Raw genomic sequence first — 17112 nt, 5'->3', positions numbered from 1 at the left:
GTGTTTTTTTACTGCACCTGGGCGCGCCCACGTTCCAGTACGGCCGCCCGGTTGGCGGCGACGTCGGCGCCGGTCACGGTGTTCAGCCACTGCTTGGCCGCCATCGCCTCCAGCCACAGTCCGGTGGCGGTCTGCGACTCGTCGATGCGGTGATAGGAGGCCAGCAGCGCACGCACCGCGGCCTGGTTGTTGCCGACGATCGAGGCGGCCACCCGGCGCGCCGCGGTCAGCAGCTCGGCGTGTGGCACCACCTCGGTGACCAACCCGGCCCGCAGCGCGTCGGCTGCCGACAGGTAGTCGCCGGTCAGGCTCATCCGGCGGGCCAAGCCCACTCCGACCTTCTGGGGGAGTCGAACGCTGAGACCCCAGGAAGGCAGCAGACCGACGCGAGCATGGGTGTCGGCGAACCGGGCCTGTTCCGAAGCGATCAGGACGTCGCAGTACAGCGCCAACTCGAGTCCGCCGGTGACCGCTGCGCCGTTGATGGCACCGATCACCGGCTTGGTCATCGGCGGCCACTGCGGGGAAATATCCGTCAGCCCAGTGGATTCGCCGAATTCCTTGAGATCCAGACCGGCGCAGAACACCGGATCGGCACCGGTCAGGATCAGCACGTCGACATCGGCGTCGGCGTCGGCATCGGCCAGCGCGCTGAAGATGGCCTCACGCAACGCGCCGGAGAGCGCATTACGCGCCTGCGGGCGGTTCAGGGTCAGGGTGCGGATTCGGTCCTGGGTCTGGACCTGCAGAATGTCGTCGCTCATCGGTTCACCGTAGCCCCGGCTACGCTGGACGGAATGCACGGTATGGCGTTGAAGGAGTGGAGCGCTGTCGTCGCCGCGCTGTTGGCCGGCCGGCAACGAATCCTGCTGCGTAAAGGCGGTATTCACGAGAAGCGCTTCGATGTCAGCGCCGAGGAATTCCTGCTGTTTCCGACATCGGTACACAGTCACGCCGAGCGGGTTCGTCCCGAACATCGCGATCTGATCGTGCCGGCGGCCGCCGATTCCACCGCGGAGCAGGTGCTGGTGCGGGCCGCAGCCAATGTCGTTGCGGCGCTGCCGGTTGAGCGGCCAGAGGCGTTGGAGGACATCGCGGACCTGCACATCTGGACCACTGAATCGGTGCGCGCCGATCGGGTTGATTTCCGGCCCAAACATCGGTTGACGGCCCTGGTGGTTCAGGTGTTCCCGCTGTCGGCGCCGGTGCGGTTGCTTCGCAGCCCCGACTACGCCGGCTGCGCCAGCTGGGTGCAGCTACCGATCGACGACCCGGAGCTGGGCGCCCCGGTTTATGCCGTCCACGAGCTCGACGCGGTGACTACCCGGATTCGCGACACCGTCGGTTGACGGCCTCGTGGGGCTCAGAGCTGGGCTATCGACGGGACCTCAGGGTCCGAATGATCTGCGCCGAGAGTTCGGGGTCGGCGAGCAGTTGGTCGATCAACGCCGTCATGACTTCCTGTCCGGTGATGCGAGCGCATCCCACCCGGTCGGCGGCGTCGCGTTGCCACAGGTCGAGCCCGCGATGTTGGGCCGGCGACAGATCGACAGTGCGGCGGGTGCGGGTTTGACGCAGCGGGATCGGCTCGGTCGGCTTCATTCCGGTTTCGCGGGGCGGTGTCCAGCCGGTGGCCGGGACACCCAACCTGCGGTTGTCGAGGGGATCGCTGGCAGCTGCTCTCATCGTATGGACCTTCGGTTGCGGTGGAACCTCACCCTGGGTACTCACGCCAGAGTAGCCCGTCAACCGTCGCGGTTGACCAGGGCGCCCGATCGGCGGCCGCGAGGGTGATCGTCTGAAGTCGCGCTGAGGGCTGCGTGGGCTTGTGGTGATCGCATGCGCGCATTCAGCGGTCAGTCGGAGGATGCCGAGTCCCGGTCAAGCCAGCGCGAATCTACCTGGCAACAATTTTTCGGGCCATTATCTATACAATATTAAAGAAATATTAGACCGGCTTGATCGATCATCATTCCATGAAATACGGACATCCGTGAGTCAGTGGATCAGTAGATCAGTAGATGGGCCTTGAACTGCGGAAATAGCAGCACAACATGCGATTGAAGCGAGATATTTGGAAAGCAAAAAAATTGTTAATCGGACCGTTGTCGAGTGCTTTTCGCGGTGCTAACCTGCGAATATCAAGATGATTCGGGAATCTTGACGAGGGAGGAAATCATGTTGATTTCACGCAATTCGTGTCGGCGCGTGGCCGCTGGGGCGATCGGCGCAGGGACATTGGCCGGCGCGCTGTTGGTCGGCGCGACGGGGCCGGCGCAGGCTTCCCCGGGGGAGGTTGCCGTACCACCGCCCGCCGCGGTCCACGTGGTCGGGAATCCGGACGGCGCCCCGGTCGCGCTGGGCAATCGCGTCGGTATCGATCGCGCACCGGCGGACACCGTGTTCGCCAGTGACATGCGCATGGCGCCCATGCCGCAATGGTGGGGTCGGCACCATCACTGGTGGCGCCATCACCATCTGTGGCATCGCTGGTGGTGGTGGTGGTGATCGAAGTGTCGGCCAAGCCACGTCTTGACCGCGGTCGACGATATGCCGCCAGGCACGGGCTGGTAGTGCTGGCCGCACTCGGCGTCGGGGCAACCCTCGCCGGGTGCGGCGCCAGCACCGAAGTCGCCCCGGCGGGGCCGGTTGCGTCCCAACCGCCCGCCGCGGAGCCGAGCCCGGCACCCTACGACATCTCGCAAGTCGGCGCCGTCGCCGACGACTTTCCGCAAGGCTTCACGGCGCAGGCGCACCCGGCAAAGACGCTGGGCCAGTCCGACATCGACGGGTCCGCGGTCGCGGCGTTCACCGACGCCCAGGTGGACCCGCCGCAGTGCCGGTCGGTGGTCATCCCGCCGTATGTCGATCCGACGGTCGGCACCGAAGCTGCCGGTGTGATCGGGCAGGGAGATCAGGGCAACATGTACGTTGTCGCCTTGCGATCGCCCAATCCCGTTGCGGCTGAGTCTGAACCGGCGGGCTGTGATCGGATCTCGCTGGCCGGTTCGCCGGAGGCGACCGGGACCGTGGAGCGGATCCCGGCCCCTGCCATCGCCGGCGCCACCACGACCGGGGTGAAGCTGAGTGTGGCGAACCCCGAGGAGGACCCCGACTATCTGTACACGGCGGCGCTCGACGAACGAACGTCGGTCGTGGTCATGGGCAGCGCGGATGAGCAGCTGGACCCGCAGCGGCTGATGTCAGACCTGCTGGTCAAAGCCGTCGCGGCGGTCCGTGGGCAGCAGCAACCGTGAGCCGGCCAGCCGCACCGTGTGCGTTGCCGGTCGCTGGGAGGCGCCGCTGATAGCGGGCTCGTCGGTGCCCAGGTTGCGTGCGAATCGGGGGTGACAGCCGCCGGCGATCAACAGCCGGATTCGTGAGCCTGCCGCGAATCGGTGGGCGATCTGGTCCAGCTCGATACGGACTGTCCCCGTGCTCTGGTTCAGCCGCCGGTAGCCGTCGCTGACATTGCGCGAGCGTCCGCGGGCGTCGACCTCGCTGACCCTGACGAACACGTCGACGTGCGGGTTGTCGCTGGAATGGGCCAGCTCCACCACCGGGCTGCCGAACACCTCGACATCCCCGGTCAGCGGCTCCCCGGTGAAGGCCAGCACGTCGGCGCGGCGCGCCAACACGTCGTCGCGCTGATAGCCGCCGCCCGGGGCAAGCAATCGCCCGCCCACCGTGGGAGTGGGGTCGGCGGGATCGTAGTGAAAGCTCGCCGAGTCTGTCGTACCGGCGGCCATGGGAGAGTCGGCCAGCCGCCCGCCGGGCCGCAGCCACCAGCTTCGGCCGGTTGACTCCGGAGGCCAATCCGGAAACTCACGCCAGCTCCCGCGGCCGGTGACGGCGACACGCACCGGGCTGGTCCGCGAGGCCTCGTCCGTGCCGGCCAGGTGAGTGCCGAGCCAGGCCAGGGATTCCGCAGTGACGGTGCGCAGTCCTTTGGTCAGCATCTCGGTGTGGGTCCAAGGGCCGACGGTCAACGCCACCTCGGCTCCCCGGTCGCGCAGTGTCGCGAACTGGGCCAGCGCCTGATCCAAGAACAGGTCTTGCCAGCCGCTGAGCAGCAGTACCGGCACCCGGGTCTGCTCCAGCGCCACCGGGTGACGCAACCTGTCCCAGAACGGGTCATCGCGATCAGGGTGCTCGACCCAGGACTCGTACCAGGGGGAGCGGCCGCCCAGCAGGGCCCGGCCGGCCGAGCCCAGCGGCAACGCAGCCGCGGCTCGCTTGACCCTGCGTTGGGCGGTCAGCTGTTGCAGGCCGGCTCGGATCCGTGGACGCACCTCCTGGTGGGCCATCATGTGGCTCCAGCCCAAAAAGTCGTTGAGCGCGAATGACCCCACGCCCCACGTCGACTGGTACAGATCGTGCGGTCCGACGGTGACGACCGCGGCGGTCAGCTCGGGCGGCGGGTCGGCGAGCAACGCCCACTGGGTGAAGCCCAGATACGACAGCCCGATGGTGCCGAAGGATCCGGTGAACCACGCCCTCGTGCGCAGCCAGGCGACGGTGTCGGCGCCGTCGGCGGCCTCGTTGACCATCGGCTCGAACACCCCGCCGGAACCGAAGGTGCCGCGCACACTCTGCAAGATCACCCGGTACCCGCGCGCGGCGTACATCCGAGCGAATACCAGCGAGAACGGGAACTTGCGGCCATAGGGGCAGCGCACCAGCAGGGTGCCGACCACGTCGCCGGTCGGTTGGTAGTGGTCGGCGCGCAGCGCGACCCCGTCGCGCATCGGGATGTGTTCCCGGAGCACGGTGTAGCCGGTGGTGGGCGGCGGCAGGCGCCGCAGCGCCCGGTTCACCACAACATCGGCAATGCGCGGCGAGGTGGTGGCCACGCGATCAGTACTTGTAGTGCGGGGCCAGCTGGTGAGCGCGCATCAGGTTCTCGGTGGGGCAGTCCACATCCGGGTTGGAGTACACCGGCGAGTAGTACAGCGACTGCTGGATCAGTCCGTAGCTGGTCTTGAACGCCACCATGCAGGAGAACCACCACCGGTTGTTCCACTCGGTGGGCTTCATGACCCAGTACTGCGCCGCCCGGTGCCCGTTGATGTCCATCTCGATTGCGTCGGCCGGAATCGACTCGTCGTAGCTGCGCCACACGAACGTCTCGACGGCCATCTGGTAGTTGCCGGAGTCGAATTCGCAGCGCACACCTTCGACCGGCTTGGGCGGAGTGAATGCCAGCCCCAACTGTGCGATGACGTCGTAGGGGATGTCCTCGCAGGCGTCGAACGGACGCGGGTTGGTGATGTTGACCGCCTTGCTCGAGGTGGTCGGGGGTGCCAGCGGTATCGCCGTGGAACGCAACTGCACCGCGGACCCGCCGGCGACGTCCCGGTTGGGGGGTGTCTGTTGCCAGACCATCACGACGGCCATCACCAGCGCTCCCAACGCGGTGATCAGACGCAGTTTGGTGAGCATGACACTCCTCGCTTCCACCCGGTGTTCTGCCGGGAGTGTACAAGTTGTGGCGGCGGCCACTGCCCGGAAGGCAAGAACACGTTCTAATTCTGCGCCTCCATTAGGCTGGATCCCCGTGACCACCCACGAGCGCAGGGCCGCAGACGGCCCCACCCTGTGGGCGATCTCCGACTTGCACACCGGTCACCTGGGCAATAAGCCGATCACCGAGGCGCTGCATCCGGCCACCGGTGACGACTGGCTGATCGTCGCCGGTGACGTCGCGGAGCGCACCGACGAGATCCGCTGGGCGCTGGATCTGCTGCGCAAGCGGTTCGCCAAGGTGATCTGGGTCCCGGGAAACCACGAGCTGTGGACCACCAACAAGGACCCGATGCAGGTGTTCGGCCGCTCGCGCTACGACTATCTGGTCGACATGTGCGACCAGATGGGCGTCATCACACCCGAGCACCCCTTTCCGGTCTGGACCGAGCAGGGTGGCCCGGCCACTATTGTGCCGATGTTCCTGCTCTACGACTACACGTTCCTTCCGGCCGGAGCGACGAGCAAGGCCGAGGGGCTGGCCATCGCGCGGGAGAACAACGTGGTGGCCACCGACGAGTTCCTGCTGTCGCCCGAGCCCTACGGCACCCGCGACGCTTGGTGCCGCGATCGGGTCGCGGTCACCCGTAAGCGGCTCGAAGACCTCGACTGGATGACGCCGACCGTGCTGGTCAACCATTTCCCGATGGTGCGCCAGCCCTGCGACGCACTGTTTTATCCGGAGTTCTCGCTGTGGTGCGGCACCGTCGAAACCGCCGACTGGCACACCCGCTACAACGCGACGTGTTCGGTCTACGGCCACCTGCATATCCCGCGTACCACGTACTACGACGGCGTGCGCTTCGAAGAGGTGTCGGTCGGCTATCCCCGAGAGTGGCGTCGACGCCCGCCGCACCGGTGGCTGCGCCAGATACTGCCCGATCCGCAATACCCGGCCGGTTACCTCAATGAGTTCGGTGGCCATTTCGCCATCACCGACGAAATGCGCGAGGCCAGTGCGAAATTCGCCGAGCGGCTGCGCCAGCGGCAGGCGCGATGAGCAAGCTGCTGGACCGGGTGCTCGAAGGAGCGCCGGCGGGCTCGCTGGCCTGGGCCGAACGCTACGACGATCCTCCGGGATTGGCTCCGCTGCCCGAGGAAGAGCCGCTGGTGGCCCGTTCGGTTGCCAAGCGCCGCAACGAATTCATCACCGCGCGTTACTGCGCTCGGCTGGCGTTGGAACAGCTCGGTCAACCGCCGGTCCCGATCCTCAAAGGGGAGAAGGGCGAGCCCACGTGGCCCGAGGGCGTTGTCGGCAGCCTGACGCACTGTGCGGGCTTTCGAGGCGCGGTGGTAGGCCGCAGCGGCGACGTGCGATCGGTGGGTATCGATGCCGAACCCCACGACGTGCTGCCCGACGGTGTGCTCAAAGCCGTCAGTCTGCCTGTCGAACGTGACGAACTCGCAGCGCTGCCGCAAGACTGGCATTGGGACCGAATCCTGTTCTGCGCCAAAGAAGCCACCTACAAGGTGTGGTTCCCGCTGACCCGGCGGTGGTTGGGCTTCGAGGACGCCCACATCACCTTCGACCCCGACGGCAGCTTTCGCTCCCGCATCCTGATCGATCCCGCGGCGCTGTCCGGACCTCCGCTGACGGAGTTGCGCGGGCGATGGTCGGTGGCAGGCGGCCTGGTGCTAACGGCGATCGTGCTGTGAGCGCGCCGCCGCCGGCCGGACTGGTGATCGTCGACAAGCCCGCCGGAATCACCAGCCACGACGTCGTTTCGCGGTGCCGAAGGTTCTTCGGGACCCGCAAGGTCGGCCACGCCGGCACGTTGGACCCGATGGCCACCGGGGTGCTGGTGGTCGGCATCGAACGGGCTACCAAGATTCTGGGGTTGCTGACCGCGTCGCAGAAGTCCTACGCCGCCACCATCCGGTTGGGGCAGACCACCTCGACCGAGGACGCCGAAGGCGAGGTGCTGACCACGACTTCGGCGGCGCACATCACCGACGGTCAGATCGCCGCGGCGATCGCCGGACTGCGCGGCGACATCGAGCAGGTGCCCTCGGCAGTCAGCGCCATCAAGGTCGCCGGCAAGCGGTCCTATCAGTTGGCCCGGGAGGGCCGCGCCGTTGAGCTGCCGGCCCGCCCGGTGCGTATCGAGCGTTTCGAGTTGTTGGCGGTACGGCGTGACGATCCCTTCGTCGATCTGGACGTCGAGGTGGACTGTTCGGCGGGGACCTACATCCGGGCACTGGCCCGTGACGTGGGCAGCGAGCTGGGGGTGGGCGGTCATCTGACCGCGTTGCGGCGTATCCGGGCCGGCAGCTTCGGGCTGGATCAGGCTCGCACCCTCGACGCGCTGGGGGAGAACCCGCAACTGAGCTACAGCCTGGATGACGCCTGCCTGCAGACCTTTCCGCGCCGGGACCTGGGCGTCGACGAGGCGCTCGACGTCAGCCACGGTCGGCCGTTGGCACCGGCGGACATCGACGGGATCTATGCCGCAACCGATGCCGATGGCCGGGTGATCGCGCTACTGGAGGATTCGGGGCGGCGGACCAAGTCGGTGGTCGTCATCCGGCCGGCGACGCTATAGTCCGCCGATGGCCACCGAGGAGCGCGAGATCACCGAGGCTGTCGATCTGTGCACCGCGTCCGGATTGCTGAACCCGGCTGCCGTCGGTTGGACCCGAACACCGCTGCACCGCTGCAACCTGCGTGGCTGGGGCCGCACCAAGCGGTGGGAGTACTGGTGTCTGACGACACCCACCCACCTGATCGCGATCACCGTCGCCGACCTCGACTACCTCGGGGTGAGCAACGTCTTCTTCCTGGACTATTCCGGGCGTGAGGTCGGTCGCAGTTGTCTGCACCCGGGCGGGTGGGGGATAACGTTGCCTACCAGCCTCGATGGCGGACCGGTCCGCGCTCGTGGCCTGGCCGCGATCGACCTCACCTCCGAACCCGACGGCACGCGGATCCGTTTCTCCTGCAAGACTTCTGACGGCCCGATGACCGGTGACCTGTTTGTGACCCTGCCGCCCGGCCACGAGACGCTGGCGGTGGTGGTGCCGTGGAGCGAGAAGAGATTCCAGTACACCGCCAAGCACACCGCGCGGCCGGCCTCGGGTGTCGTGCGGATCGGTGGCGACACCTACGACTTCGCCGGCGGGTGGGGGGTGCTCGACCACGGGCGCGGTCGCTGGCCGGCCAACATCGTGTGGAACTGGGGCGCGGCCTCTGGGCACACCGACGGCCGCACGGTCGGCCTGCAGCTCGGGGGCAAGTGGACGGTCGGCACCGAAAGCACCGAGAACGCGCTCTGCGTGGATGGCCGACTGACCAAGATCGGCGCCGAACTGGACTGGCATTACCCGGAATACTCCGGGCCGTGGACGATCCGCACGCCCGACTGTGACCAGGTGGAGCTGACGTTCACCCCGTTCCATCACCGGTCACCGTTGCCGGGGACCCATCAGTGCTTCGGGCACTACGACGGCCGGATTCGCACCGACGACGGGGCGAGTATTGCCGTGGGTGGCCTACTCGGTTGGGCCGAACAGGTGCACATGCTCTGGTGAACACTATCTAGTTACATGCCAACGAGAACGTATGTAAACGTGTCGCTGCGAAGTTATGCTGACGCGCGAGTTGTGGCCGGAAACTGGTGGAGGTGGCGGGATGGCGGCGAGCGGTAGTGCACCTGCGGTGCGGCGTACCCAGGCCGAACGCAGTGCCGCGATGCGGACCCGCCTGCTCGACGCCACCATCGAATGTCTGGTGAGCTACGGCTACTCCGGCACCACGACACCGCGTATCGCCGAACTGGCCGGCGTCACCCGGGGTGCCCAGATCCATCATTTCCGGTCGAAAGAGGACCTCGTCGTCGCCGCCGTCGAGCACCTGGCCCAGCAACGCACCCAGGCGGCCATTCGTGAACTCGGCCAGGTCCGGTCGATTCCGGACCCGGTCAAGACAGCCCTGGACTTCCTCTGGGAAGCCCACCAGGGGCCGATGTTCATTGCCACCGTGGAACTCTGGGTCGCCGCCCGCACCGACCGCGTCCTCGCGCAGCACATCGAACGGGTGGAAGGCGTCGTCAACGGGACCCTGGTCGCCGCGATCGCCCAGTTGATGCCCGGTCACCCGGCGCAGAAGGAGATTCGCAACGTCGTCTACACCGCGATGGATGCGCTGCGCGGCATCCTGGTGTCGAACTTCGTCGACGACGATGCGCAGCGCGCCCGGCGGCGCTGGGATCGCGCCTGTGTGCACCTGCGTCAGGTCGCGGCCGGCGTGCTGCCGCAATCCGGCTGAATTCGCAGGACGACAACTCACCGCAATCTTGCCCTCAGGGGCCCTTCGCGCATCCTTGTAAAGATGCAATCAGGTCTGTATGTTTCTAGCCACTGGTCGGACGCGAAAGGGAACCATGGCGAACAAGGTGTATGTGATCGGCGTCGGGATGACGAAGTTCGAGAAGCCAGGCCGGCGAACCAGCGATGACGGATCGGCATGGGACTACCCGGACATGGCCCGAGAATCCGGCACCAAGGCGCTGGCCGATGCCGGGATCGACTACCGCGAGGTGGAACAGGGCTACGTCGGTTACGTCTACGGCGAATCCACCTCCGGCCAACGGGCCCTCTACGAGCTGGGGCTGACCGGAATCCCGGTCGTCAACGTCAACAACAACTGTTCGACCGGGTCGACCGCCCTCTACCTTGCCGCCCAGGCGATCCGGGGCGGGCTGGCCGACTGCACCATCGCGCTGGGCTTCGAGAAGATGAAACCCGGCTCACTGGGGTCCACCTACGATGACCGCGCCCAGCCGATGGAAAAGCATGTGCTCGCACTGGCCGAGATCTCTGAAGTGCTGTTCCCGGTGGCGCCGTGGATGTTCGGTGCCGCCGGCCGCGAACACATCAAGCAACACGGTTCCACCGCCGAGCATTTCGCCAAGATCGGCTACAAGAACCACAAACATTCGGTCAACAATCCCTACGCCCAGTTCCAGGACGAATACAGCCTCGACGACATCCTGGGCTCGCGGATGATCTACGACCCGCTGACCAAACTCCAGTGCTCGCCGACCTCGGACGGCTCCGGTGCGGCGATCCTGGCCAGCGAGGCGTTCGTCGACAAGCACGGCCTGGCCGGTCGTGCGATCGAGATCGTCGGGCAGGCGATGACCACGGACTTCGGCTCCACCTTCGACGGCTCTGCCAAGAACCTGATCGGCTACGACATGAATGTGCAAGCCGCGCAACGTGTCTATCAGCAGTCCGGCCTGGGACCGGACGACTTCCAGGTGATCGAGCTGCACGACTGTTTCTCCGCCAACGAGCTGCTGCTCTACGAAGCATTGGGTCTCTGCGCCGAGGGCGACGCGCCCAGACTGATCGACAACGGCGACACCACCTACGGCGGGCGCTGGGTGGTCAACCCGTCCGGCGGCCTGATCTCCAAGGGACATCCGCTGGGCGCCACCGGATTGGCGCAGTGCTCCGAACTGACCTGGCAGCTACGCGGTGACGCCGACAAGCGCCAGGTGCCGGGTGTCACCGCAGCCCTCCAACACAACATCGGCCTCGGCGGCGCCGCCGTGGTCACCGCTTACCAGCGCGCCGAGCGCTAAACCATCGACAGCGCAGGAGAACACATCATGGGACACATCGAAGCCACCAAGAGCCTGGCCGTCAGCCCGAACGCGCTGTGGGACACCATCAGCGACCTGTCCAGCTGGGACAAATGGTTCACCATCCACGAGAAGTGGCTCACCGAGCCACCGGCCGCACTGGCCGAGGGATCGGCGCTGACCGCCAAGATCGTCATGCTGGGGATGGCGAACAAGATCGAATGGACCGTCGAGAAGGTCGTTGATGAGGACGGGGCCCCACGCAGCCTCACCATGTCGGGCACCGGTATGGCGGGCGTGAAGTGCCGCTTCGGCTTCACCGTCACGCCCGACGGTGACGGCTCCCAGTTCAGTGTGGCCGGCGACTTCGAGGGTGCGCTGATCAAGGGTGCGCTGGGCAAGGCGGTCGAGAAGGACGGCGCTAAGCAACTCGACAAGACCCTCGCCCAGCTCGAGGCGCTGGCGTCGGCGGCGGCCTGAGGTGGCTGACGAGCTGGCATTCGACGATGCCGGGCTGGACAAGTGGAGCGACGAGGACCGCTTCGAGGTCACCCGGGAGCGGATCGTTGAGTACGCCGAGGCGACCAACGACCCGATCGCCGCGCACCGCAGCGGCGACCTCGCACCGCCGGTGTTTGGGATCGTGCCGGTGTTCGAGTCACTACTGGTTCCCGCGGTCGAGGTGGCACCGGTCGAGCTGATCCCGCGAGTGGTGCACGGCGAACAGGACTTCTGGTTCCACCGGCCCATCCGGCCGGGAGACAAGCTGGTCTCTCGCGGCAAAATGATCGGCTACGAAGGACTGGAGAAGGGCACCCGCGCGGCGATTCTGCTCGAATGCCGCACCGAGGAGGGCGAACTGGTCAACGAGCAATACGTGACCTGTTTCTTCCGCGGCCACAATGCGGGCAAGAGGATCGGCGAACTGAGCCCCGGACACAAGTTCGACGACGCCCTGCGCGAGCAGGCGCCGGTGGCCAAGGTCGTCCAGCACGTCGATGCCGACCAGACGTTCCGCTATGGGCCGGCCGCGGGTGATCCGATGCCGATCCACCTGGACGAGGAAGTCGCCCGCGACGCCGGACTGCCGGGGATCATCGCGCACGGCCTGTGCACCATGGCGTTCACGTCCTGGGCGGTGCTCACCGAGGTCGCCGGCTCAGACGTCAGCCGGCTCCGCCGGTTGGCGGTGCGGTTCTCCAAGATGGTGCTGCCCGGTGACGACCTGGAGACCCGGATCTGGACCAGCGGCCGCGGCGATGACGCCACGACGTACGCATTCGAGACCGCGCGCGTAGGTGCCGGCGAAATGGCGATCACTGACGGTCTGGCCGTCATCGCCGACTGAAGGGAATATCAAATGGGCGTACTTGAAGGTCGTGTCGCCGTCATCACCGGCGCCGGGCGAGGGATCGGACGGGAGCACGCGTTGCTGTTCGCCAGTGAGGGTGCCTGCGTCGTCGTGAACGACCTGGGTGGAACCAACACCGGCGAGGGTTCCGACTCCACCACCGCACAGCAGGTCGTCGACGAGATCGTGGCGGCCGGCGGACGAGCGGTGGCCAACACCGACAGCGTCTCCGATTGGAATGCCGCGAAAGGCCTTGTCCAGCAGGCCATCGACGAGTTCGGCCGGTTGGACGTGTTGGTCAACAATGCCGGAATCCTGCGGGATGCGTTCATCCCCGGCATGGAAGAGGCACAGTGGGACGCCGTGGTCGCGGTTCACCTCAAGGGCCACTTCGCGATGCTGCACCACGCCGCGGCGTATTGGAAGGCGCAGTCCAAGGCAGGGGATCAGCCCAACGCCGCGGTGATCAACACCGCCTCGGGGTCCGGGGTCACCTTGCCCAACGCGGGGCAGGCGAACTACGGCGCGGCCAAGGCCGGGATCGCTGCACTGACCCTGATCGCCGCTGAGGAGTTGGACCGCTATGGGGTGCGGGTCAACGCCATCGCCCCCATCGCCCGTACCCGACTCACCCTGGCGACTCCCGGGATGGGCGCGCTGATGGCGGAGCCGGAAGACGGGGAGTTGGACCTGTTCAGCCCGGCCAACATCTCGCCGCTGGTGGCCTATCTGGCCACCGAGAAGTGTCCGATCACCGGTGCGGTGTATGCGGTGCAGGGCGGTGCCATCTCGCGGCTGGCCGGCTGGCACGACACCGACACCATTGAGACCGATGGCATCTGGCAGATCGACGACATCGCGGCGAGGTTGCCATGATCGAGTGGTCCGATACCGACGAGCTCATCCGGGACAGCGTCCGGGAATTCATCGACCGGGAGGTTCGGCCGAACCTCGACGCACTGGAGAGCGGTGAACTGCCGCCGTATCCGATCCTGCGGAAGCTGTTCGCCGACTTCGGGATCGACGTGCTTGCGGCCGAAGCCATCAAAAGCCGACTGGAAAAGGCGCAGGCGCGGCAGACCGCCGAAGGCGGGGGAAAGCCGGCTGCGTCGTCGGAAGGCGGCTTCGGCGATCTGGGTGCGCAGGCCTCGATGGGGTTGATCCTGGTCAGCGAGCTCGCCGGCGTCAGCTTGGGATTGGTTGCTGCGGTCGGCGTCAGTCTCGGCCTGGGGGCTGCCACGATCCTGTCGCGCGGCACGCCGGCGCAGCAGCAGCGCTGGGTGCCGGAGCTGGTCACCCTGGAAAAGATCGCCGCCTGGGCGATCACCGAGCCGGACGCGGGATCCGACGCGTTCGGCGGGATGAAGACCTATGTCCGGCGTGACGGTGATGACTACATCCTCAACGGCCAGAAGACGTTCATCACCAACGGCCCCTACGCCGACACCCTCATCGTCTACGCCAAGCTGGACGAACAGGACGGCACCGATCCACGCAACCGCAAGGTGCTCACCTTCGTCCTCGACGCCGGTATGCCGGGCCTGACCCAGGGCAAGCCGTTCAAGAAGATGGGCATGCACTCCTCGCCGACCGGTGAGTTGTTCTTCGACGACGTGCGGTTGGGCCGCGACCGGCTGCTGGGCGAGACCGAGGAGCACACCGGCGGCGACGGGCGTGACAGTGCCCGGGCCAACTTCGTCGCCGAACGAGTCGGAGTGGCCGCGCTGGCGCTGGGGATCATCAACGAGTGCCATCGGCTCTGCGTCGACTACGCCAAGAGCCGCACCCTGTGGGGCCAGAACATCGGCCAATTCCAGCTGATCCAACTCAAGCTGGCCAAGATGGAGGTGGCCCGGATCAACGTGCAGAACATGGTGTTCCAGACATTGGAGAAGGCCAAACACGGCAAGATCCCGACGCTGGCCGAGGCATCGGCGATCAAGCTGTACTCCTCGGAGGCGGCCACCGAGGTGGCGATGGAGGCGGTGCAGCTCTTCGGCGGCAACGGCTACATGACCGAGTACCGCGTGGAGCAGTTGGCTCGCGACGCGAAGTCGCTGATGATCTACGCCGGCAGCAACGAGGTTCAGGTCACCCACATCGCCAAGGGCCTGCTGAGCGGCTGAGTGCTGAGTCCGCTGCACCGATACGGCGGTTGACGCCTCAGCTGTAGAGCTGCTCGAATCGCTTGATCGATCCCTCGATGTCGCCCTTGACCGCGCGGGCGGCGGCCGCCCCGATCGGCCCGAACAGCGCCCGGCCGCCCAGGTCCATCCGCAGGACGAACTTCGATCCCGTTGCGGCGGGGCTGATCGCCAACGTCAGTGCGTACTTGGTACCGCCCACGCCGTCGCCGGTCAGTTCCAGCAGCGCCGGTGGGTCGAACTTGCGGACCGTCCAGGTGACTCGGTTGCGCATGCCCTTGGCTCCCGCCACCCCGACCAACGTGGTTCCGACGGTGAGCTCGGCCGGGATCTCGCAGCGCCAGCCCTGGTGCAGGGAAAGCCAGTCACCCAACTCGGCCAGATTCGACGCGTGGGCCCAGGCTTCGTCCGGCGGCAGTGACAGTTCGCGGGACAGGTCAAGTTTTGCCATCGGCAGATCGTAGAGCCGACGGCGTTTGCCGACACAATTTGATACATTCGGACACGTGTCGATCGGCGATGTCGCGCAGCCCGATTGGGACATTCCCCGGCCGGTGGCGACGTGTCGACATCTTCTGGAGGCCGCTCGCCTGCATGGCGTCGATGCCGCGGATTGCCTTGCGGGGACCGGTGTCACGCCTGCCGACATCGAGGACAGTGCGACCGAGGTCCAAGCCGGCCAGGAACTTGCGATCCTGCGGAACGTCCTTGGCCGCGTGAAAGATCCACACGAGTTAGCGCGCGACGTCGGTCTGCAGTACAACTTCGCCAACACCGGTGTGCTCGGCTATGCGCTGCTGGCGAGTCCGACTTTGGGTGATGCGGTCAACATGGCCTGCCGGTACGCGACGTTATCGTCGACGTTTCTGCGGCTGACCCGCCACGACACCCCCGACGGCGCGGTTCTTGAGTTCGACGACAGTGCCGTGCCGGCCGACGTCCGAAGCTTCATGATGGAACGGGATCTGTTCGCGCTGACCACCATGGTGCCGTTGCTGATCGGTCAGCTGAACTCGGGCGCGACGATCAAGGTCGAACTGCCCGGTATCGACTTTCCCGCCGAACGTCTCGAGTTTCCCTGGGTGGCAATTGAAGTCGATTTGGCCGCGACACGCAGCGCGATCACCCTGCCGTTCGAACTGCTGGCGCTGCCGATGCCGGCGGCCGACACCGCTGCGGCGCAGGCATGTGCGAGGGAGTGCGAAGAGCTCTTGCAGACGCGTCGCCGGCGTCGCGGCATCGCCGCACAGGTGCGTTCCCGGCTGGTCCGGGACCCCGGCGTGCTGCCGTCGATGGCGGTGATCGCTGACGAACTGTGCATCACCGAGCGCACCCTGCATCGCCGCTTGGTCGGCGAGCACACCAGCTACCGCGCGTTGGTCGACGAGGTGCGGGTGACCCTGGCGGTAGCCATGCTCGAATCGGGCCTCACTGTCGAAGAAACGGCCCGTCAACTGGGGTATTCGGAGACGGCCGCCTTCAGTCGTGCCTTCATCCGGTGGGTCGGTACGCCGCCCAGCAAGCACCGGGTCCGCCGGCCCTGACGCCCGGCTGTCCGAAAACATCAAATTCTTGTCCGGCTCGCCCATTCCGCCGGCCGGCGGGCGGACCTAGCGTCGTTGCCATGACGAATGTGATGACATACCCGGCCGTCCGACGACTGAACTTCGGGTTCAGTGAGCAGCCCGACGGCAACCGGTACTTCGCCGACGGCAGCATCGTGTTCAGCCATCTGGTAGCCATCTTGTCGGCGATCTTCCCGCCCGGCGAGGACATCTTCGTGCGTTCGGTGCGCCGCTACTCCGGCCAGCTTGCCGACCCCGAGTTGGCCAAGCGCGTCGCCGGCTTCATCGGGCAGGAGAAGACTCACGGCCTGCAGCATCGTGAGCTCAATGAGTAACTCTCGGCCATGGGTTATCCCACCGCGTGGTTCGAGTATCTGTTGAGCAGCACCGAGCGCATGGAGAAATTCCTCGACAAGCAGTACCCCAGCCCGGACCGGCTGCCCCGCCTTCGCCACTTCTTCCTCGGATTCACGGTGGCTGCCGAACATTTCACCGCGGTGTGGGCCGAGAACATCCTCAAACGCCCGGCGGTCCAGGCGATGATGTATGACCCCGAGATCCGCAATCTGCTGAATTGGCATGCGCTGGAAGAGCTGGAGCACAAGTCGGTCGCGTTCGATGTGTACCGGGCTGTGGGCGTTCCCGAGTCGACGCGCATCCGGTGGATGCGCTTCGCGCAGAACTGTGGAATCCCGATTCTGGTGCTGTTCTCCTGGCTCTCGATTGCCACCACCGATGTCGAGGGCCGCCGTCAACCGTTCCGGATCCTCAAGGAGTCGGTGCAGATGCTGCGTAACCCGATGTGGAAGGGCTTCTACTCCGACATGCGGCCGTTCAAGCGGCGGGATTTTCATCCCGACCAGATCGACACCGCCGAACTCATCACGTACTGGCAGCAGGAACTCTTCGGGGCTGAGGGTCAGCTGGCGGCGCACGTGAAGTAG

General features: G+C 66.3%; 19 protein-coding genes and 1 pseudogene. 15 read left to right on the top strand and 5 right to left on the bottom strand.

Features of this window, described 5'->3' with window-relative positions; translation table 11 throughout:
* Positions 1-8 precede the first annotated feature (8 nt).
* Positions 9-764, bottom strand: a complete 756-nt coding sequence (locus tag ACKY0W_RS13555; RefSeq protein WP_409434478.1) for an enoyl-CoA hydratase — start codon at positions 762-764, stop codon at positions 9-11.
* Between the two features lie 33 nt (positions 765-797).
* On the opposite strand from ACKY0W_RS13555, the gene ACKY0W_RS13550 reads away from it, so the two are divergent.
* Positions 798-1349 carry a DUF1802 family protein gene (locus ACKY0W_RS13550; protein ID WP_409434477.1) on the top strand — a complete coding sequence of 184 codons (552 nt, stop codon included), beginning with the start codon at positions 798-800 and terminating at the stop codon, positions 1347-1349.
* Between the two features lie 25 nt (positions 1350-1374).
* On the opposite strand, the gene ACKY0W_RS13545 is transcribed toward ACKY0W_RS13550, so the two are convergent.
* Positions 1375-1686, bottom strand: coding sequence for a hypothetical protein (locus ACKY0W_RS13545; protein ID WP_409434476.1), 312 nt, complete (start codon positions 1684-1686; stop codon positions 1375-1377).
* Between the two features lie 492 nt (positions 1687-2178).
* Between ACKY0W_RS13545 and ACKY0W_RS13540 the strand changes: the two genes are divergently transcribed.
* Positions 2179-2508 carry a hypothetical protein gene (locus ACKY0W_RS13540; protein WP_409434475.1) on the top strand — a complete coding sequence of 110 codons (330 nt, stop codon included), beginning with the start codon at positions 2179-2181 and terminating at the stop codon, positions 2506-2508.
* Positions 2481-3257 carry a DUF5642 family protein gene (locus tag ACKY0W_RS13535; RefSeq protein WP_409434474.1) on the top strand — a complete coding sequence of 259 codons (777 nt, stop codon included), beginning with the start codon at positions 2481-2483 and terminating at the stop codon, positions 3255-3257. The genes ACKY0W_RS13540 and ACKY0W_RS13535 overlap by 28 nt, the downstream gene beginning before the upstream one ends.
* Here the strand turns inward: ACKY0W_RS13535 and ACKY0W_RS13530 are convergent.
* A complete protein-coding gene (locus ACKY0W_RS13530; RefSeq protein ID WP_409434473.1) occupies positions 3204-4853 on the bottom strand; it encodes a CocE/NonD family hydrolase in 1650 nt (549 codons plus the stop codon). The genes ACKY0W_RS13535 and ACKY0W_RS13530 overlap by 54 nt on opposite strands.
* A 4-nt stretch (positions 4854-4857) precedes the next feature.
* Entirely contained in the window at positions 4858-5442 is a 585-nt protein-coding gene (locus ACKY0W_RS13525; protein ID WP_308483552.1) for a DUF3558 domain-containing protein, read from the bottom strand.
* A gap of 109 nt (positions 5443-5551) precedes the next feature.
* On the opposite strand from ACKY0W_RS13525, the gene ACKY0W_RS13520 reads away from it, so the two are divergent.
* The 10 genes from ACKY0W_RS13520 to ACKY0W_RS13475 all read left to right on the top strand — a co-directional run bounded on the left by ACKY0W_RS13520 (position 5552) and on the right by ACKY0W_RS13475 (position 14585).
* Entirely contained in the window at positions 5552-6523 is a 972-nt protein-coding gene (locus ACKY0W_RS13520) for a metallophosphoesterase family protein (protein WP_409437778.1), read from the top strand.
* Positions 6520-7179, top strand: a complete 660-nt coding sequence (locus ACKY0W_RS13515; RefSeq protein ID WP_409434472.1) for a 4'-phosphopantetheinyl transferase — start codon at positions 6520-6522, stop codon at positions 7177-7179. Before ACKY0W_RS13520 ends, ACKY0W_RS13515 begins: the two co-directional genes overlap by 4 nt.
* On the top strand, positions 7176-8066 hold the full coding sequence (gene truB, locus ACKY0W_RS13510) for a tRNA pseudouridine(55) synthase TruB (RefSeq protein ID WP_409434471.1): 891 nt from the start codon (positions 7176-7178) through the stop codon (positions 8064-8066). Before ACKY0W_RS13515 ends, truB begins: the two co-directional genes overlap by 4 nt.
* 7 nt (positions 8067-8073) lie before the next feature.
* Positions 8074-9051, top strand: a complete 978-nt coding sequence (locus ACKY0W_RS13505; protein ID WP_409434470.1) for a DUF2804 domain-containing protein — start codon at positions 8074-8076, stop codon at positions 9049-9051.
* A 100-nt stretch (positions 9052-9151) separates the two neighbouring features.
* Positions 9152-9787: a TetR/AcrR family transcriptional regulator gene (locus tag ACKY0W_RS13500; protein ID WP_409434469.1), complete on the top strand. Its 636-nt coding sequence runs from the start codon at positions 9152-9154 to the stop codon at positions 9785-9787.
* Positions 9788-9902: 115 nt separating this feature from the next.
* A complete protein-coding gene (locus ACKY0W_RS13495; protein ID WP_409434468.1) occupies positions 9903-11108 on the top strand; it encodes a lipid-transfer protein in 1206 nt (401 codons plus the stop codon).
* Positions 11109-11135: 27 nt separating this feature from the next.
* A complete protein-coding gene (locus ACKY0W_RS13490) occupies positions 11136-11588 on the top strand; it encodes an SRPBCC family protein (protein WP_409434467.1) in 453 nt (150 codons plus the stop codon).
* Position 11589: 1 nt separating this feature from the next.
* Positions 11590-12456 carry a MaoC/PaaZ C-terminal domain-containing protein gene (locus ACKY0W_RS13485; RefSeq protein WP_409434466.1) on the top strand — a complete coding sequence of 289 codons (867 nt, stop codon included), beginning with the start codon at positions 11590-11592 and terminating at the stop codon, positions 12454-12456.
* Between the two features lie 12 nt (positions 12457-12468).
* Entirely contained in the window at positions 12469-13335 is an 867-nt protein-coding gene (locus tag ACKY0W_RS13480) for an SDR family oxidoreductase (RefSeq protein ID WP_409434465.1), read from the top strand.
* Complete coding sequence (locus tag ACKY0W_RS13475) at positions 13332-14585, top strand: acyl-CoA dehydrogenase family protein (protein ID WP_409434464.1); 1254 nt, start codon at positions 13332-13334, stop codon at positions 14583-14585. The genes ACKY0W_RS13480 and ACKY0W_RS13475 overlap by 4 nt, the downstream gene beginning before the upstream one ends.
* A 37-nt stretch (positions 14586-14622) precedes the next feature.
* Here ACKY0W_RS13475 and ACKY0W_RS13470 read toward each other — a convergent pair whose 3' ends face one another.
* Entirely contained in the window at positions 14623-15054 is a 432-nt protein-coding gene (locus ACKY0W_RS13470; RefSeq protein ID WP_409434463.1) for an SRPBCC family protein, read from the bottom strand.
* A 55-nt stretch (positions 15055-15109) separates the two neighbouring features.
* Here ACKY0W_RS13470 and ACKY0W_RS13465 point away from each other — a divergent pair, with 55 nt between their 5' ends.
* Positions 15110-16147 carry an AraC family transcriptional regulator ligand-binding domain-containing protein gene (locus ACKY0W_RS13465; RefSeq protein ID WP_409434462.1) on the top strand — a complete coding sequence of 346 codons (1038 nt, stop codon included), beginning with the start codon at positions 15110-15112 and terminating at the stop codon, positions 16145-16147.
* A 92-nt stretch (positions 16148-16239) separates the two neighbouring features.
* Positions 16240-17112, top strand: a pseudogene (locus ACKY0W_RS13460) (metal-dependent hydrolase).

Source organism: Mycobacterium sp. SMC-14 (assembly GCF_046250075.1).
Classification (GTDB): domain Bacteria; phylum Actinomycetota; class Actinomycetes; order Mycobacteriales; family Mycobacteriaceae; genus Mycobacterium.
Note: the sequence above shows the minus strand (reverse complement) of the source record. Positions and strands in the feature narration are given on the sequence as shown.